The 13,885-nt window shown below is 66.7% G+C and carries 16 protein-coding genes; 8 read left to right on the top strand and 8 right to left on the bottom strand.

Annotated elements, in window-relative coordinates:
* Window positions 1–3 precede the first annotated feature (3 nt).
* Genes ABE485_RS07690 through ABE485_RS07680 form a run of 3 tightly spaced genes read right to left on the bottom strand, consistent with a single transcriptional unit; the run spans window position 4 to window position 3,475 of the window.
* Window positions 4–900, bottom strand: coding sequence for an ABC transporter permease (locus tag ABE485_RS07690; RefSeq protein WP_346514707.1), 897 nt, complete (start codon window positions 898–900; stop codon window positions 4–6).
* Window positions 900–1,916, bottom strand: coding sequence for an ABC transporter permease (locus tag ABE485_RS07685; RefSeq protein WP_346514706.1), 1,017 nt, complete (start codon window positions 1,914–1,916; stop codon window positions 900–902). The genes ABE485_RS07690 and ABE485_RS07685 overlap by 1 nt, the downstream gene beginning before the upstream one ends.
* Complete coding sequence (locus tag ABE485_RS07680; RefSeq protein WP_346514705.1) at window positions 1,916–3,475, bottom strand: ABC transporter substrate-binding protein; 1,560 nt, start codon at window positions 3,473–3,475, stop codon at window positions 1,916–1,918. The genes ABE485_RS07685 and ABE485_RS07680 overlap by 1 nt, the downstream gene beginning before the upstream one ends.
* 214 nt (window positions 3,476–3,689) lie before the next feature.
* Here ABE485_RS07680 and ABE485_RS07675 point away from each other — a divergent pair, with 214 nt between their 5' ends.
* Window positions 3,690–4,187 carry a 4-vinyl reductase gene (locus ABE485_RS07675; protein ID WP_346514704.1) on the top strand — a complete coding sequence of 166 codons (498 nt, stop codon included), beginning with the start codon at window positions 3,690–3,692 and terminating at the stop codon, window positions 4,185–4,187.
* Window positions 4,188–4,203: 16 nt separating this feature from the next.
* The gene (locus tag ABE485_RS07670; RefSeq protein WP_346514703.1) at window positions 4,204–4,902 is read left to right on the top strand and encodes a GntR family transcriptional regulator; all 699 of its coding nucleotides are present in this window, start codon (window positions 4,204–4,206) and stop codon (window positions 4,900–4,902) included.
* A 61-nt stretch (window positions 4,903–4,963) separates the two neighbouring features.
* Here the strand turns inward: ABE485_RS07670 and ABE485_RS07665 are convergent, their stop codons facing one another.
* Complete coding sequence (locus tag ABE485_RS07665) at window positions 4,964–5,296, bottom strand: cupin domain-containing protein (RefSeq protein ID WP_346514702.1); 333 nt, start codon at window positions 5,294–5,296, stop codon at window positions 4,964–4,966.
* Between the two features lie 134 nt (window positions 5,297–5,430).
* Window positions 5,431–6,417, bottom strand: a complete 987-nt coding sequence (locus ABE485_RS07660) for a tripartite tricarboxylate transporter substrate binding protein (RefSeq protein ID WP_346514701.1) — start codon at window positions 6,415–6,417, stop codon at window positions 5,431–5,433.
* A gap of 253 nt (window positions 6,418–6,670) precedes the next feature.
* Between ABE485_RS07660 and ABE485_RS07655 the strand changes: the two genes are divergently transcribed.
* Window positions 6,671–7,555, top strand: coding sequence for a LysR family transcriptional regulator (locus tag ABE485_RS07655; protein ID WP_346514700.1), 885 nt, complete (start codon window positions 6,671–6,673; stop codon window positions 7,553–7,555).
* Here ABE485_RS07655 and ABE485_RS07650 read toward each other — a convergent pair.
* The 3 genes from ABE485_RS07650 to ABE485_RS07640 all read right to left on the bottom strand — a co-directional run bounded on the left by ABE485_RS07650 (window position 7,552) and on the right by ABE485_RS07640 (window position 9,898).
* The gene (locus tag ABE485_RS07650) at window positions 7,552–8,049 is read right to left on the bottom strand and encodes a hypothetical protein (RefSeq protein ID WP_346514699.1); all 498 of its coding nucleotides are present in this window, start codon (window positions 8,047–8,049) and stop codon (window positions 7,552–7,554) included. The genes ABE485_RS07655 and ABE485_RS07650 overlap by 4 nt on opposite strands.
* A 72-nt stretch (window positions 8,050–8,121) precedes the next feature.
* The gene (locus ABE485_RS07645) at window positions 8,122–8,937 is read right to left on the bottom strand and encodes a 2-keto-4-pentenoate hydratase (RefSeq protein WP_346514698.1); all 816 of its coding nucleotides are present in this window, start codon (window positions 8,935–8,937) and stop codon (window positions 8,122–8,124) included.
* Window positions 8,930–9,898 (bottom strand): Bug family tripartite tricarboxylate transporter substrate binding protein, encoded by a 969-nt coding sequence (locus ABE485_RS07640; RefSeq protein WP_346514697.1) that lies wholly within the window; start codon window positions 9,896–9,898, stop codon window positions 8,930–8,932. The genes ABE485_RS07645 and ABE485_RS07640 overlap by 8 nt, the downstream gene beginning before the upstream one ends.
* A 173-nt stretch (window positions 9,899–10,071) precedes the next feature.
* Between ABE485_RS07640 and ABE485_RS07635 the strand changes: the two genes are divergently transcribed.
* Genes ABE485_RS07635 through ABE485_RS07615 form a run of 5 tightly spaced genes read left to right on the top strand, consistent with a single transcriptional unit; the run spans window position 10,072 to window position 13,874 of the window.
* The gene (locus tag ABE485_RS07635; protein ID WP_346514696.1) at window positions 10,072–11,181 is read left to right on the top strand and encodes a CaiB/BaiF CoA transferase family protein; all 1,110 of its coding nucleotides are present in this window, start codon (window positions 10,072–10,074) and stop codon (window positions 11,179–11,181) included.
* A gap of 4 nt (window positions 11,182–11,185) precedes the next feature.
* Window positions 11,186–11,638, top strand: coding sequence for a VOC family protein (locus ABE485_RS07630; protein ID WP_346514695.1), 453 nt, complete (start codon window positions 11,186–11,188; stop codon window positions 11,636–11,638).
* Window positions 11,635–12,033 carry a PaaI family thioesterase gene (locus ABE485_RS07625; RefSeq protein ID WP_346514694.1) on the top strand — a complete coding sequence of 133 codons (399 nt, stop codon included), beginning with the start codon at window positions 11,635–11,637 and terminating at the stop codon, window positions 12,031–12,033. The genes ABE485_RS07630 and ABE485_RS07625 overlap by 4 nt, the downstream gene beginning before the upstream one ends.
* A gap of 6 nt (window positions 12,034–12,039) precedes the next feature.
* A complete protein-coding gene (locus ABE485_RS07620) occupies window positions 12,040–12,975 on the top strand; it encodes a LysR family transcriptional regulator (protein ID WP_346514693.1) in 936 nt (311 codons plus the stop codon).
* Entirely contained in the window at window positions 12,972–13,874 is a 903-nt protein-coding gene (locus tag ABE485_RS07615) for a LysR family transcriptional regulator (protein ID WP_346514692.1), read from the top strand. The genes ABE485_RS07620 and ABE485_RS07615 overlap by 4 nt, the downstream gene beginning before the upstream one ends.
* Window positions 13,875–13,885 lie beyond the last annotated feature (11 nt).

Below are 13,885 nucleotides of genomic sequence, written 5' to 3'. Positions count from 1 at the left end.
GGCTTAGTTCCTTCCGCGCTTGCGGGGGTCCAGCAACTGGCGCATGCCGTCGCTGAGCAGGTTGAATCCAAATACTGTCAGGACGATGCCGGTCACCGGCGCGATCAGGGTCCAGATCGCCTCCTGCATGGTGGTGCGCGCGTCGGCGATCATCACGCCCCAGGCCACCACGTCCGCGGGCACCGACAGGCCGACGAAGCTGAGAATGGCCTCGACGATGATGGCGATGCCGATCTGCAGGCTGAAGAGGGTAAGGATCAGCGGCACCAGGCCGGGCAGCATTTCGCGCAGCATCACGCGCATGTGGCCGAAGCCCATCAGGCGTGCCGCCGTGACATAGTCGTTGCGGCGGATTTTCAGCGCCTCGGCCCGCACCACCCGGCAAAAGCGCGTCCAGTCGACCAGGACGATGGAAAGGATCACATTGCCCACGCCGGTTCCCAGGCCCACCATCAGGATCAGGGACAGCACCACGGGCGGAAACGACATCCACAGGTCCACCAGGTACCCGATCCCCTTGTCCACGCGGCCGCCGAAGTAGGCGGCGACCAGCGCGAGCACGGTGCCTGCCAGCATCGCGCCCATCGCCGCGCACAGGCCCACCCACAGCGCGACGCGCGTGCCGAAGATCAGCCGCGACAGCACGCAGCGGCCCAGGCTGTCCGTGCCCAGTGGATACTGCGCCATGCCATCGGGCGCCCAGGCGGGCGGCAGCAATGGCGAAAGCAGGTCCTGGGCCAGCGGATCGTTAGGCGCGATGGCCGGGGCGAACAGGGCGATCGCCAGCAGCGCCAGCACGATCGCCCCGCCCAGCGCGGCCTTGGGCGACGCGCGCAAGGCCTTCCACATGGCCGAAACGCGGAAGGCGGACGGCGCCGCGCGTACATTCAGCGTAGTCATCAGGATTCTCTCAGGCGGGGATCGATCACGGCGTACAGGCAGTCCACGCTGGCGTTGATCAGCAGGATCACCGCGCAGAACACCAGCGAGATACCCTGGATCAGGGGCAGGTCGTGGTTGCGCACGGCCTGGACCATCATGTTGCCCAGGCCGGGGAAGGAGAAGATCATTTCGATCAGCAGGGTGCCGCCGAACAGGAAGCCGAACTGGACCCCGATGAGCGTCAGCGTGGGCAGGAAGGCGTTGCGCAGCATGTGGCGAAGGATCACCCGCCATTCCGGTTGTCCGCGCAGCCGCGCGACCGTCACGTACTGCTCGTGGCTGGTTTCCAGCAAGCTTGCCCGCAGCACCCGCACGATCAGGGGGCTGAAGCCCAGCGCCAGCGCCAGGGCGGGCAGCACCAGGTGGGACGCCGCGTCGGCCCAGGCCTGCCAGCGGCCTTGCAGCAGGAAGTCCAGCAGCACGAAACCCGACGGTCCCGATGTGTAGACATCCGAGCTGAACCGGCCCGAGAAGGGCAGGATGGGCCAATGGACGCCGAACGCCAGCATCAGGAAGATTCCCCACAGGAAGCCGGGGATGGAAATCAGCAGCACCAGGCCGGCATCGGCGACCATCTCGCCGCGGCGGTCATGCAGCACGTACAGCAGCAGGCCGCCCGGCACGCTGATCGCCAGCGCCATGATCAGCGCCACGAACGACAGTTCCAGCGTTGCCGGCAGCGTCGTGGCGATCAGCTGGGTGACCGGCGCGCCCGAACTGATGGAACGGCCCAGGTCGCCGTGCAGCACCTGTCCCAGCCAGATGGCGTACTGCGTGGGCAGCGACCGGTCCAGTCCCATGGCGTGGCGCAGGGCCTCGACTTCGGCGCTGGTGGCGCTGGGCGGCAGCATCATCCCCAGCGGATCCGCCGGCAACAGCCGCAGCACGACGAACACCACGATGGAAAGCGCCAGCATGGTCGGCACGGCGACCGCCAGCCGGCGCGTGAAATGGGACAGCAGCGCCACCCACATCAGTGGCTCCAGCGATAGGCCGCGGGCAGGATGTATCCGGTCTGGTAGACCTGCATGTCAACGGCCTTCTTGGACGCCACCGTGGCCACGGATTGCAGCAGGGGCAGGCTCCATGCGTGCTCCGTCGCCTGGCGCGCCAGGTCGCGGTAACCCTCGAAGCGCTTGGCGGGGTCGGCCTGGGCGGCCAGCGCATCGATGGTCTTGGCGAGCTCGGGCTCCTTCCACGTGGAAAAGCGCAGGCGGGGATCCAGGATCTTGCCGGCGAAAATTTCCGGGTCGCCGGTCGCGTTGGCCCAGCTGTACAACATCACGCCGGGCACCTTGGACGAATGGCTCAGCTCCAGGTACTTGGCCAGCGTGATTTCCTGCAGGTCCGCCTGCACGCCGATCTGCGACCACATCTGGACGATGGCGCGGGCCATTTCGTAGTCGCTGGGGAAGGTGTTGTTGGTCGACAGGAACTGGATCTTCAGGGGCTTGTCCGGCCCGTAGCCGGCCTTGGCCAGCTCGGCCTGGGCGGCCGCCTTGTCGAAGGCGTAGCTGTACCCGGACACGTCGCCCGGCGAACCCGGGGTGGCCAGCACCGAGATCGGCTTGGCCACATTGGCATAGAAAGCCTTGGATATGGCCTGCTTGTTGATCGCCAGATGCAGGGCGCGCCGCACATGCTCGTTCTGGAATTCCGGAACATAGCTGGGGATCTGCAGGATGAAGATTTCGCTGTAGGGATAGACCTCGGCCTTCAGCGCGGGCTGCTTGTTCAGGCGGTTGACCTCGCGCAGCGGGATCTGCACGGCCACGTCGGCCCTGGCCGATTCCAGCATCGCCACCCGCGCGGAGGTGTCCGGCACGAACTCGAACACCACCCGCTTGATCGCGGGCTGGGCGCCCCAGTATTTGTCGTAGGCCTCCAGGACGACGCGCGATCCGCGTTCATAGCGCGCGATCTTGTAGGGGCCGGCGCCGATCGGGGCGGCCTGGAACCCGTCCTCGCCCACCTTCTGCAGGTAGGCCTTGGGCAGGATGTAAGAGGTCAGGAAGCCCAGGTAGTTGGGCGCGGTGGGCGTGGGCGCCGAGAACACCATCGTGGCTTCGGTCGGGCTGCTGATCTCCACGTCCTGCAACGAGCCGAAGAAGCCGTTGATCGCCAGGCGCTTGTCCTGCTTGGGACGATCCAGGAAGCTGAACTTGAAATCCTCCGTGGTGAGCGGGGAACCATCATGGAACGTCACGCCGTCGCGCAGCACGATGGCCAGGCGCATGTTCTTGTCATCCACCCAGCGCCAGCTCTTGACCAGCGCCGGCTGCAGCTTCAGGTCGCCATCGATGAAGAGCGGCGAATCGAAGACGGCTTTGAACAGCGACTGGCCGGCCGGGAAAGTGACGGCGGTCGGGTCCCACGACGGAACGTCCACCGGATACGCAATTTTCAGTTCCTGGGGCGGCTGGGCGGGTGCCGCCTGCGCCCACGCCGCCGATGCGGCCAGGCCGCCCCACACAGACAAGAGACAGGCCGCGAAGACCCTGCCAAACCATCGTACCCACCAAGCGTCAACCATGAACGGCCTCCGATGTCGGAATCGTTGCAAAAGCACGCGGCCAAGCCGGGTGCAAACAGTATACTGTTGGCGATTTAATCACTAACATTTGATATTTAAACTAATTATTTACCCTAATATCAGCGAGTTAGTGGCTAAGAAATAAATATATTGTTCAGGGATAACCCTAGCGGGTTTCCGCGGCAGGGGCCTGGGCGCGACAGGAGAAAATCGAATGGGAAAGCTGCAGGAACGCCTGAAATGGGACCAGGACGCGGGCGCCATCCTGGACGCCGACCGCCGCTATGTCATGCTCCGCGCAGACGTGCTGATGGGGCTGTTCGCCCGCCTGCCGCCCGGACAGCGCGGGCAGGCGCTGGACAGCCTGCAGACGTCGGTGCGCACGAACGGCGGCGCCTCCGCGCGTGCCTACCAGGCCGGCGGCGCCGCCGATGCGGCCGGCCTGCTGCGGGTCATGGCCGAGTCGGCGGCCGATCTGGGATGGGGCGTTTGGCGCTTCGGAAACGACGCTGCCGGCGCGCTGACGCTGGCTGTCGACAGCAGCCCCTTCGCGGTGGCCGCGGCCACGCGCGACAGCCCGGTATGCCATGCGATTACGGGTATGCTCGAAGCCGTAAGCGCGCTGGTGACGGGCGAATCGCGGTCCTATCGTGAAGTGCGCTGCGCCAGCATGGGCGCGCCCTGTTGTGAATTCCAGGCAAAGAACGAATAAGTGCAGGCAGGCGGAGATGAAGTCAAAGAACAAGAACATCAGCAACGAAGCGCGCAAGCCCAACCTGCGCGAACGGGTGTACGGCATCGTGCGGCAGCGCATCCAGATGGGACTGATCCGCCTGGACGACCGCCTGGTGGACCACGACATCGCGCAGGAAATGCATGTCTCGCGCATGCCGGTCCGCGAAGCCCTGATGCAATTGAAGAGCGAGGGCCTGCTCGAAGGCACCGCGCGTGGCTTTGTCCTGCGCAGGTTCACGCTGGCCGAGATGAACGAGATCTTCGAGATCCGCACCTTGCTCGAACCCGCCGCCGCGGCCTCGGCGTCGGTGCATGCGGACCCCAAGGGGCTGTCCGACATGAAGTCCGCGCTGGAGCACGCCGAAGCCGCGCACGCCGCCGGCGATCTCGATGAATTCATGCGCAGCAATGCGCAATTCCGGTGGGTCTGGCTGACCATGGTGCCCAACCGCGAGCTTGCCGGGACGATTTCGCGCTACATCGACCACGTGCAGGTAGTGCGCCTGGTCACGATGGGCGACCAGGAGGTGCGCAGCATCATCCTGGACGGGATGCGGGGGCTGTATGAAGCGTTCCTGTCCGGCGACACCGAGCTCGTGCGCGCTCGCATGCTCGGCCATGCCCGCGCGGCGGCCGCCTGCTACTACAACGCGTATCAAAGAATGCTTGAACCGCGCGCGGACGCGGTCTAGCGGCGGACCGGGCGGGAGTCCGGCGGCCGGTCGCACGGCAACCGGCCGTGGCCGCCAGCCGCTATTCGCGCCTGAGCGCCACTGTCACCAGCACCGACGCATCCTCCAGCGCAAAGAGCGCATGGGGCGCGCGGCCTGGCAGGTACATCAGGTGACCGGGGTACAGCACCTGTGTCGCGCCTTCCGCGGCGACTTCCACGCTGCCTTCCAGGCACTGGATCGTGATTTCCCCGGCGACGTCGTGGGAAGGCATCGTCTTGCCGGCCAGCAGCACCAGCCGCATGACCTCGAGGTCCTGGGACTTGAAGAGCGCTATCGACTGCTTCCGGGCAAGATCGCCGCCGTAGGGCGACAGGTCGATGACCTGCCCGGGATCCGCATGCTTGAGAGCCATGATGGAGCTTCCTGCGCGAAGAGGGGGTGATTCAGACGATACCGCATCCCCGCGCCGGGCACGGCTGGCCCGGTCAGCTGCCCAGGGATGCGCCGGCACGTTTCGCCATGCCGCCGCATCGTTGGAACGGCACGTTAGTTGATCTTGATGCCGCGTTCCTTGACCAGGTCCTTCCACTGCGCCGTTTCCTTGGCCAGGTGATCGCGCAGCGCGTCCGGCGTGCTGCCGATGGATTCCGCGCCGATCGAGTCCAGCGTGGCCTTGACCTTGGGTTCGGCCAGGGCGTTGCGCATGGCTTCGTTCAGCTTGGCCACCACCTCGGGCGGCGTGCCGGCGGGGGCAAAGGCGGCGAACCAGGGCATCAGCTCGTAGCCCGGCACGCCGGCTTCCTGCAGGGTCGGCACGTCGGGCAGCGCGGGCGAGCGCTTGGCGGTCGTCACGCCCAGCGCGCGCAGCTTGCCGCTCGCGATGTGCGGCTTGGCCGACGTGATGCTGTCGAACATGTAGTCCACCTGGCCGCCCAGCAGATCGGCGACGGCGGGGCCGCTGCCTTTGTAGGGCACGTGCAGCATGTCCACGCCCGTCATGGAAACGAAGAGCTCGCCCGCCAGGTGGATGGACGTGCCGACGCCGGCCGACGCGTACGTGTAGTGGTTGGGCTGGGCCTTGGCCTTGGATATCACGTCCTGCACGCTGGTGGCGCCGGTGCGGGCAGGATTGGTGACCAGCACGTTGGGCACCACCGCCAGCAGCGAGATCGGCGCGAAGTCCTTGATGGGGTCGTAGTTCAGGTCCGCGTACAGCGCCGGGTTGACCGCCATGCCGTTGGCGACGATCAGGATGGTGTAGCCGTCCGGCTTGGCGCGCGCCACGCTGGCCGCGCCGATGTTGCCGCCCGCGCCCGCGCGGTTCTCCACGATGAAAGACGTGTTGAGCTGCTTGCCCATCGACTCGCCCAGCGTGCGGGCGATGCTGTCCATGGCGCCGCCGGGCGGGAAGGGCACGATCCACTTGACCGGGTGGTCCGGGTAGCCCTCCGCGTGCGCGGCGGCCGCGCCGCCCAGCAGCGACAGGGCCACGAGCGCCCGGGCAAAGGGATTGAATACATGGCGCATGCGCATGGTTGTCTCCGTCTTTTCTTGAATTATTGTGGGCCGCGTCCGGCAAAGGGGAGCGGCCGTCAGGGCTGGCCGGCCAGTCGATGGGCGGGGATTGCCGGCGGGTTTGCCCGTAAGGCCTGGACCGCGACGCCAATGACCGCATTCATACTTTCATGGCCGGGGGTTGAACGATGACGGCAGTATCGCTTGCCTTTTTCCAGGCAGTCCAAGACTATATGGGTCTCTATTGATACCTTTTGGGTCTGAATCAATCATGGAACTCAGGCATCTGCGCTATTTCCAGGCGGTGGCCGAGGAAGGCAGTTTCACGCTGGCCGCCGCCCGGCTCCACATCGCCCAGCCGCCCCTCAGCCGCCAGATCCGGCAACTGGAAGACGAGTTGGGCGTCGTGCTCTTCGAGCGCACCACGCGCGCGCTGCGCCTGACCGAAGCGGGCCGCTTCCTGCTGGAACAGTCGCGCCTGCTGACGGCCCGGCTGGAAGAAGTGCTGGAAGGCACGCGCCGGCTGGGGCAGACGCAGCGCCGCTGGTTCGGCATCGGTTTCGTGCCGTCCACGCTCTATGGGTTCGTGCCGGAGCTGATCCGGCTTCTGCGCAGCGCCGATCCCCTGGTCGAGGTGGGCCTTACCGAAATGAACACCTCGCCGCAGATCGAGGCCCTGAAGGCCGGCCGCATCGACCTGGGCATCGGCCGCATCCTGCTGGATGATCCCGCCATTGAACGCCGGGTGCTGATGACCGAACCCCTGTTGGCCGCGGTGCCTTTGCATCACCCGCTGGCCGGCACGGGCAGCGTCACGGTCGAACGCCTGGCGCGCGAACCGTTCGTCCTGTATCCGGCGCGGCCCCGGCCGAATTACGCGGACCACGTGCTGGGCCTGTTCCGCGCCGCCGGCCATTCTTTGCAGGTGGTCCAGGAGGCCAATGAACTGCAGACCGCAATCGGGCTGGTGGCGGCGGGGCTGGGCGTGACCGTCGTGCCGGCGTCGGTGCATCGGCTGCAGCGCCAGGACGTGGCCCATGTGCGGATCGAGGCCGACACATTCGTGTCGCCGGTGATTGTCAGTTACCGCAAGGATGACGCATCGGCATTCCTGGCGCGCGCGCTGGAATTGGCCGAGTCCCTGGCGCGGCCCTAGCGGCCCTGGCTGGCGGGCTGGCGCAGCGCTTCAAAGGGGCTGAGGTCCAGGCCGGCGGCCTGGAACTGCTTCAAGACGCTTGCCAGGACTTCATTGCGTTTGCCGGACCCGTTTGTCGCCAGCAGCGACTGCCGGCATTTGTCCATGTCGTCGGGGCAGCCATGGTCGGCCGGCAGCAGGCGGGAATACATGGCCACGTTGACCGCAAGCGTCGACACCCGGATATCGGTGGGCTTGCCCTGGTGAAACGCCGCGATGTCCGACTTCAGCCGGGCTGCCGCCTGCGTTGCGGCAGCGGCCGCTTCCGGCCGGTCCGGCCGGACCGTGGCGAGCTCGGGCGAACCGGCGATGACGCTGCCCTCGCCGCGCAGGAATGCCCGGACCTCGTCGCGCACGACCGCCTCCAGCACTGCCGCTTCGGTCGGGTCGGGAACGTATGCCGCGTGGGCCAGGGCGGGGAACAGCGCGCAGAGCAGGGCGCAGGTTTTGGTCATCGGGCGGGGTCCGTCAGGGATGCGAGGCGGGGAGCTTAACGCAGCTTGGTCAGGATCGCGGTCCGAAGCCCTTCACACCACCTCCAGGCAGACGTCTCCCGCTCCGTGGAATTGCGCCGTGAACCGGTCGCCTGCGCGCGCCGAGGCCAGGATGTTGCACGAGCCGGAGCTGATGGTGTCGCCCACGTGCAATGCAATGCCCGCCAGGCGCAGCCGGTTTGCCAGCCACACGACCGCGCGCAGCGGATGCCCCATGACATCATGCGAGGATCCTTGTCCGAGCGGTACGCCGTTGCGCAGCAAAGTCACGCCGATGCCCGCGTCCAGGCGGGCGCGCCACCGGGGCAGGACCGGACCGTGCAGGTAGCGCCCCGACGCAAACCCGTCTGCGTAGACGTGCCAGGCAGAGGGCAGCGCGCGTCGCGGGTAGCGGCATTCCGCCACTTCGATGCCCAGGTTCACGGCGGACACGGCGGCGGCGACTTCGTCCTCGGCGTAGGGAAGCGGCCGCGGCGGCAGCGCCTGTCCCAGCGTGAAGAAGAACTCGCATTCGATGACCGGGTCCAGCAGTTCGTCGCGGCGCAGGATGGCCGGGGCGGGCACATGGAATCGGCTGAACGTGGCGCCGCACACCGGACCTTTGGTGCGCAGCTTCTGCTGCAGCAGGGGATTGGTCGCCGCGATCTTCCAGCCCCGCCTTTCCCATCCGACCTCGCGCGCGACGTCCAGCATCAGGCGAAACGCCTGCTCCTCGCCGGCGATCGGATACAGATCCTCCACGTCCTGCACCTGGCGGCCCAGACGGCGGGCCTGCGCAAGCGTGTGCACCAGGGCGCGGCGCCGCTCGTGGTCGGGGGGCGCGTGCGGAAAAGCTGCAGCGTCAGTCAATCGCCGCACCCGTTTCCTGGATCAGCTTCTTCCACGTCGCCGTTTCCGCCGTCATCTTCCTGCCCAGGGCCGCTCCGGACGGGTCCTGGGGCAGCAGCAGCCCGCGCGACTGGAACTGCGTCCGCACCGCCTTGTCGGCCAGCACGTCCCGCGACAGCTGCTCCAGCCGCTGGCGGGCTTCCTCGGGAATGCCCTTGGGCGCGACCAGCGCGAAGAAGACATTCACATCCATGTCCTTCATGCCCTGCTCCTGCAGTGTCTTCACCTGGGGAAGCAGGTCGGAGCGGCTGGCCGACGTCACGCCCAGCACTTTGAGCTTCTGCGCTTCGATGTACGGGAAGGCGGTGTAGACGTCGGTGAACGTCATCGTCACCTGGTTGCCCAGCAGCGCCTGCAGCGCGGGAGCGGACCCCTTGTACGGAATATGGGTGAGCGGCACGCCGGCCGAGCGGGCGAACAGCAGGCCCGCCAGGTGGGTGGTGCCGCCGCTGCCGGCCGACGCGAATGTCGCGTTGTCCTTGCGGCTGTAGGCGATCAGCTCCTGGACGGACGATACCGGCAGGCTTTGGTTGATCAGCACCGCATTGGGCAGGCTGCCGAAGTCGGCAATGGGCTCGAAGTCTTTCAGCGGATCGAACTTCAGGTTGCGGTACAGGCCGGGATTGATCACCAGCACCGGCGAGGAGCCGAACAGCAGGGTGTAGCCGTCTTTCGCCGCCCGCGCCACATAGTCGCCCGCGATGTTGCCGCTTGCGCCCGCCCGGTTCTCGACGATCACCGACTGTCCGGCAAGCTCGCTCATCTTGTTCGCGACGGCGCGCGCCAGCAGGTCGGCGGGGCCGCCGGGCGGATACGGCACCACGAAGGTCACCGCGCGCGCCGGAAAGCGGGCCTCGGCATGGGCCGCGGGAACGGCAGCGGCCGTCGCGCAGCAGAGCAGGGCCATCAAGCGCTTTTTCATTTTTTGTCTCCTCACCATGTGTGGTGATGAATGATAGGCAGGCCCCGCGTGGTCAATGATTCGATCTTCGAATGCAGCCATACGCAGTTCGTATCGAACGGCGCCGCGCCAATCCTAGAATTTTCCGAAGCGCCGGCTTTGGCGGCTGATAACGAACTCGACACAGGAACTGTATGGATTTGCGCTTCGGGGCACTGACCGGCATCAAGGTCATCGACGCCTCCCGCGTGCTGGGAGGCCCGTATTGCGGCCAGATTCTTGGCGATCACGGGGCGGACGTCATCAAGGTGGAGGGACCGTCGGGCGACGACACGCGCAAGTGGGGGCCGCCAGACCTGGGGCCGAACGCGGCGTACTTTGCCGGCGCCAACCGGAACAAGCGCAGCGTGGTGCTCGATCTGACGATCGACGCCGAGCGGGACCGCTTCCTGCGGATGCTCGCGGACGCGGACGTCCTGATCGAAAACTTCAAACCGTCCACGCTCGGAAAATGGGGCTGGCAGCCGGACGAATTTGTCCGCCGCTTTCCGCGCCTGGTGCACTGCCGCGTGTCGGGATTCGGGCCGGACGGCCCCTATGGCGGCCTGCCGGCGTATGACACGGCGATCCAGGCCCAATGCGGACTGATGAGTGTGAACGGCAGCGCCGAATCGGGGCCGCTGCGCGTCGGGCTTCCGGTCGTGGACATGACGACGGGCCTGAACGCGGCCATCGGCGTCCTCTTGGCGCTGCGGGCGCGGGAAGTCACCGGATTCGGACAGTTCGTCGAGACCACGCTGTATGCAAACGCCATCTCCATGCTGCATCCGCACACGTCCAATTTCTTTGGCGCGGGCGTGTGCCCGGCGCCGACCGGCAACGCGCATCCGAACATCTATCCCTACGACAGCTTCGACACCGCCACCGCCAGCATTTACCTGGCGGTAGGCAACGACGCGCAATTCCGCACGCTGTGCCGGCATCTCGGGCTGCAGGCGCTGGCGGCGGACCCGCGCTATGCCACCAACCCGGCGCGCTCGGTGCACCGGGCGCTGCTGCGGCCGCTGCTGGCGCAGGCGCTTCAGGCCGCCGACGGGCGTGCGCTGGTGCGCGCGCTGGTCAACGACGGCGTGCCGGCCGCGCCCATCGGCAGCGTCCAGGACGTGCTGGAGGACCCGCACACGCGCCACATGGGGCTGCTGGTCGAGATGGAGCAGGGCTATCAGGGGATCGCATCGCCGATCCGCCTGTCGGACACGCCCGCAACGTACCGGCATGCGCCGCCGGTTTTTCCCGGAGCCTGACGCCATGACCGACTCGACGCAGGCGCTGCGCTATCCCTATGGCTCGGCCAAGCGGTATCACATGCACCATCCCCACGTGATCTGCGCGGACATTGACGTGGCCGTGGCGTTCTACCGGCGCTGGTTCGACGCGGAGGTCGCCTGGGACGGTGTATTCGCGGGCACCCGGAACGTATTCATGAAGATCGGGGTGGGGGCCATGCACCTCTACGAAAAGCAGATCGACCCGGCGCCGCGCAACGCGGTCCACCATCTGGGCATCCAGGTCGCGGGCCTGCGGGACCTGTACCAGCGCATGGTGCAGGCGGGCCTGCACATCCCCAAAGGCATACGGGAGTCCGACGGGGGAGGCTATTTCATGCTGGAAGCGCCGGACCGCGTATTGCTGGAGCTCTTCGAACCCGGGCCGGCGCGGCCGCCCGAGGTGCTGAAATACTACGGATACCCCGTGCCATGAACCTGGACGACGGCACCTTCTTCGGCGTGCGCGCGCCGCTCGTAGACCTGTTCGACCTGCGGGCGCACGCGCTGTCCGAAGACGCGGCGACCGCCATCCTGCCGTGGTCCGACCGCTTCCTGAATGCCGCGGGAACGATCAGCGGGCCGGCCATCGTGGCGTTGCTGGATTTCACGCTGGCGGCCGCGGTGCGGGCGCATGATCCGCTGCGCTGGCGCGTGGCCACCCTGGATCTGTCGACCAAGTTCCTCAAGCCCGGACGCTCGACGTTGATCGCCGAGTGCCGCTGCGAACACCGCGGCAGCCGCACCTGTTTCGCGAGCGGGGTGGTTTATGATTCCGAAGGAGACAAGATCGCCATTGCCAATGGCGTTTTCATGCTGACCCAAGCCTGATCCGCCATGCACAAAGAAGCGATTGAATTGCGCCACCTGCGGTACTTCGTGGCGCTGGCCGAAGAATTGAGCTTCAGCAGGGCGGCCGCGCGCTGCAACGTGTCGCAGCCGCCGTTCAGCGTGGCCATCCAGCAACTGGAATCGTTCCTCGGCCAAAAGCTCATCCTGCGCAACAGCCGCAATGTTGAATTGTCTGATGCAGGCCGGGCTTTCCATTTCCGCGCCCGCAACCTGATCACGCAGGCCTCCCAATCCTTCGACGAAATGCGCGCCTTCGATGGCGCGCTGCGCAGGCGGCTGAACGTCGGCTTCCATGCATCGATGATCTATCGAGGCCTGGGCGACCTGATGCAGGCATTCGGCCAGGCCCATCCCGACGTGCAGGTCTGTTTGCACGAAATGTCGACCATCCGCCAGCGCGACAGCATCCAGCGCGGCGACCTGGACATGGGGTTCGCGCATTCGCTGGTGCAGCACGACAGCCCGCGCATCGGCTGCGTCAACCTCTTTCGCGAGCAGTTCCTGGTCTGCATTCCTTCGTCATACCGGGTGCCGGACGGGCCGGTGCGCATCGAAAGCTTCCGGGACGAGAACTTCATCATCTTCAACCGGGAGTCGTCGCCGTTCTATTTCGACACGATTCTGTCGATCTGCGCGGAAGCCGGATTCGTGCCGCGCATCGAGCACCAGGTCAGCCAATGGCTGACCGCGGTGTCGTTCGTGTCCATCGGAATGGGCATCGCGGTCGTGCCCGAGTGCCTGGCGCGCACGGGCACGCATGGCGTCGCCTTCAGGCCGATTGCCACCGATATCGCGGCGCATGTGCAGTGCATGTATTCGCTGACGGCCGACGGGCCGCTGCTCGCGCCGATGCTGGAATTGGTCCGCCGGCACATCCGGCCGCACGGCGACAGTGCCCGCCACGGTATATTGCCCCCATGAAAAAGCTAGACATCCCAGCGCTGGAAATCTTCGTCGCGGCCGTCGAGGAAAAGAGCCTGTCCAAAGCGGCCGAACGCGAAAACCTGGTGACTTCCGCGGCAAGCAAGCGCGTGGCCGAGCTGGAGCGGCACCTGGGCCGCACGCTCCTGCACCGCCACGGGCGCGGCGTCGAGCCCACGCCGGCGGGCGCGTTGCTGTACCAGCGCGCCAAGGCCATCCTGCGCAGCGTGCAATTGACCGAGCAGGCCATCAACGGCTATTCCCTGAACGGCCAGGCGAAGATCCGCCTGGCGTCCAATCCGTCGACCATCCTGCAGTTCCTGCCAGGCGTGATGGGCCGGTTCCTGGCGGACCGCAGCGACGTCAGCGTGGATTTGCTGGAGGGTCACAGCTATGACATTCCGCGCATGGTCGCGGAGGCCTCGGTGGATATCGGCATCTATCACGCGGACCATCCCATGCCGGGCGTGGCCTCGTTTCCATTCCGGCGCGACCGGGTGGGCCTGGTGGTGCCGCTGGGCCACGCGCTGGCCGACCGGTCCGAGCTGTACCTCGAAGAGGCGCTGGACTACGACCTGCTGGGCTATTTCCCTCGCCATTCCCTGGACCAGTTCCTGGCCTATGCGGGGCAGACGCTGTCGCGGCCGCCCAACGTCAAGCTGCAGGTGTCCAACTTCGAGACCCGCTGCCGCATGATCCGCGAGGGCCTGGGCATCGGCGTGGTGCCCGAGGGCATCGCGCGCCATTACCTGGCGTCGATGGGTCTGGCGCTGCTGCGCCTGCGCGATGACTGGGCCGAGCGCCAGTTCTATGTGTGCGTGCGCGATAGCGCCCAGCTTGCACGGCCGGTGGATGAACTGCTGCAGGCGCTGCTGGCGCCGGAGCCGCAGGCGGATTGACCCGGGGCCCC

This window comes from Achromobacter spanius (assembly GCF_039673305.1).
Lineage (GTDB): Bacteria > Pseudomonadota > Gammaproteobacteria > Burkholderiales > Burkholderiaceae_B > Achromobacter > Achromobacter spanius_F.
This window is presented reverse-complemented; position numbering and strand designations above follow the sequence as displayed.

What these genes read in the sequence shown, in the direction of transcription:
- ABE485_RS07690 (WP_346514707.1), bottom strand. Translation starts at nt 900, where the DNA reads ATGACTACGCTGAATGTACGCGCGGCGCCGTCCGCCTTCCGCGTTTCG.
- ABE485_RS07685 (WP_346514706.1), bottom strand. Translation starts at nt 1,916, where the DNA reads ATGTGGGTGGCGCTGCTGTCCCATTTCACGCGCCGGCTGGCGGTCGCC.
- ABE485_RS07680 (WP_346514705.1), bottom strand. Translation starts at nt 3,475, where the DNA reads ATGGTTGACGCTTGGTGGGTACGATGGTTTGGCAGGGTCTTCGCGGCC.
- ABE485_RS07675 (WP_346514704.1), top strand. Translation starts at nt 3,690, where the DNA reads ATGGGAAAGCTGCAGGAACGCCTGAAATGGGACCAGGACGCGGGCGCC.
- ABE485_RS07670 (WP_346514703.1), top strand. Translation starts at nt 4,204, where the DNA reads ATGAAGTCAAAGAACAAGAACATCAGCAACGAAGCGCGCAAGCCCAAC.
- ABE485_RS07665 (WP_346514702.1), bottom strand. Translation starts at nt 5,296, where the DNA reads ATGGCTCTCAAGCATGCGGATCCCGGGCAGGTCATCGACCTGTCGCCC.
- ABE485_RS07660 (WP_346514701.1), bottom strand. Translation starts at nt 6,417, where the DNA reads ATGCGCATGCGCCATGTATTCAATCCCTTTGCCCGGGCGCTCGTGGCC.
- ABE485_RS07655 (WP_346514700.1), top strand. Translation starts at nt 6,671, where the DNA reads ATGGAACTCAGGCATCTGCGCTATTTCCAGGCGGTGGCCGAGGAAGGC.
- ABE485_RS07650 (WP_346514699.1), bottom strand. Translation starts at nt 8,049, where the DNA reads ATGACCAAAACCTGCGCCCTGCTCTGCGCGCTGTTCCCCGCCCTGGCC.
- ABE485_RS07640 (WP_346514697.1), bottom strand. Translation starts at nt 9,898, where the DNA reads ATGAAAAAGCGCTTGATGGCCCTGCTCTGCTGCGCGACGGCCGCTGCC.
- ABE485_RS07635 (WP_346514696.1), top strand. Translation starts at nt 10,072, where the DNA reads ATGGATTTGCGCTTCGGGGCACTGACCGGCATCAAGGTCATCGACGCC.
- ABE485_RS07630 (WP_346514695.1), top strand. Translation starts at nt 11,186, where the DNA reads ATGACCGACTCGACGCAGGCGCTGCGCTATCCCTATGGCTCGGCCAAG.
- ABE485_RS07625 (WP_346514694.1), top strand. Translation starts at nt 11,635, where the DNA reads ATGAACCTGGACGACGGCACCTTCTTCGGCGTGCGCGCGCCGCTCGTA.
- ABE485_RS07620 (WP_346514693.1), top strand. Translation starts at nt 12,040, where the DNA reads ATGCACAAAGAAGCGATTGAATTGCGCCACCTGCGGTACTTCGTGGCG.
- ABE485_RS07615 (WP_346514692.1), top strand. Translation starts at nt 12,972, where the DNA reads ATGAAAAAGCTAGACATCCCAGCGCTGGAAATCTTCGTCGCGGCCGTC.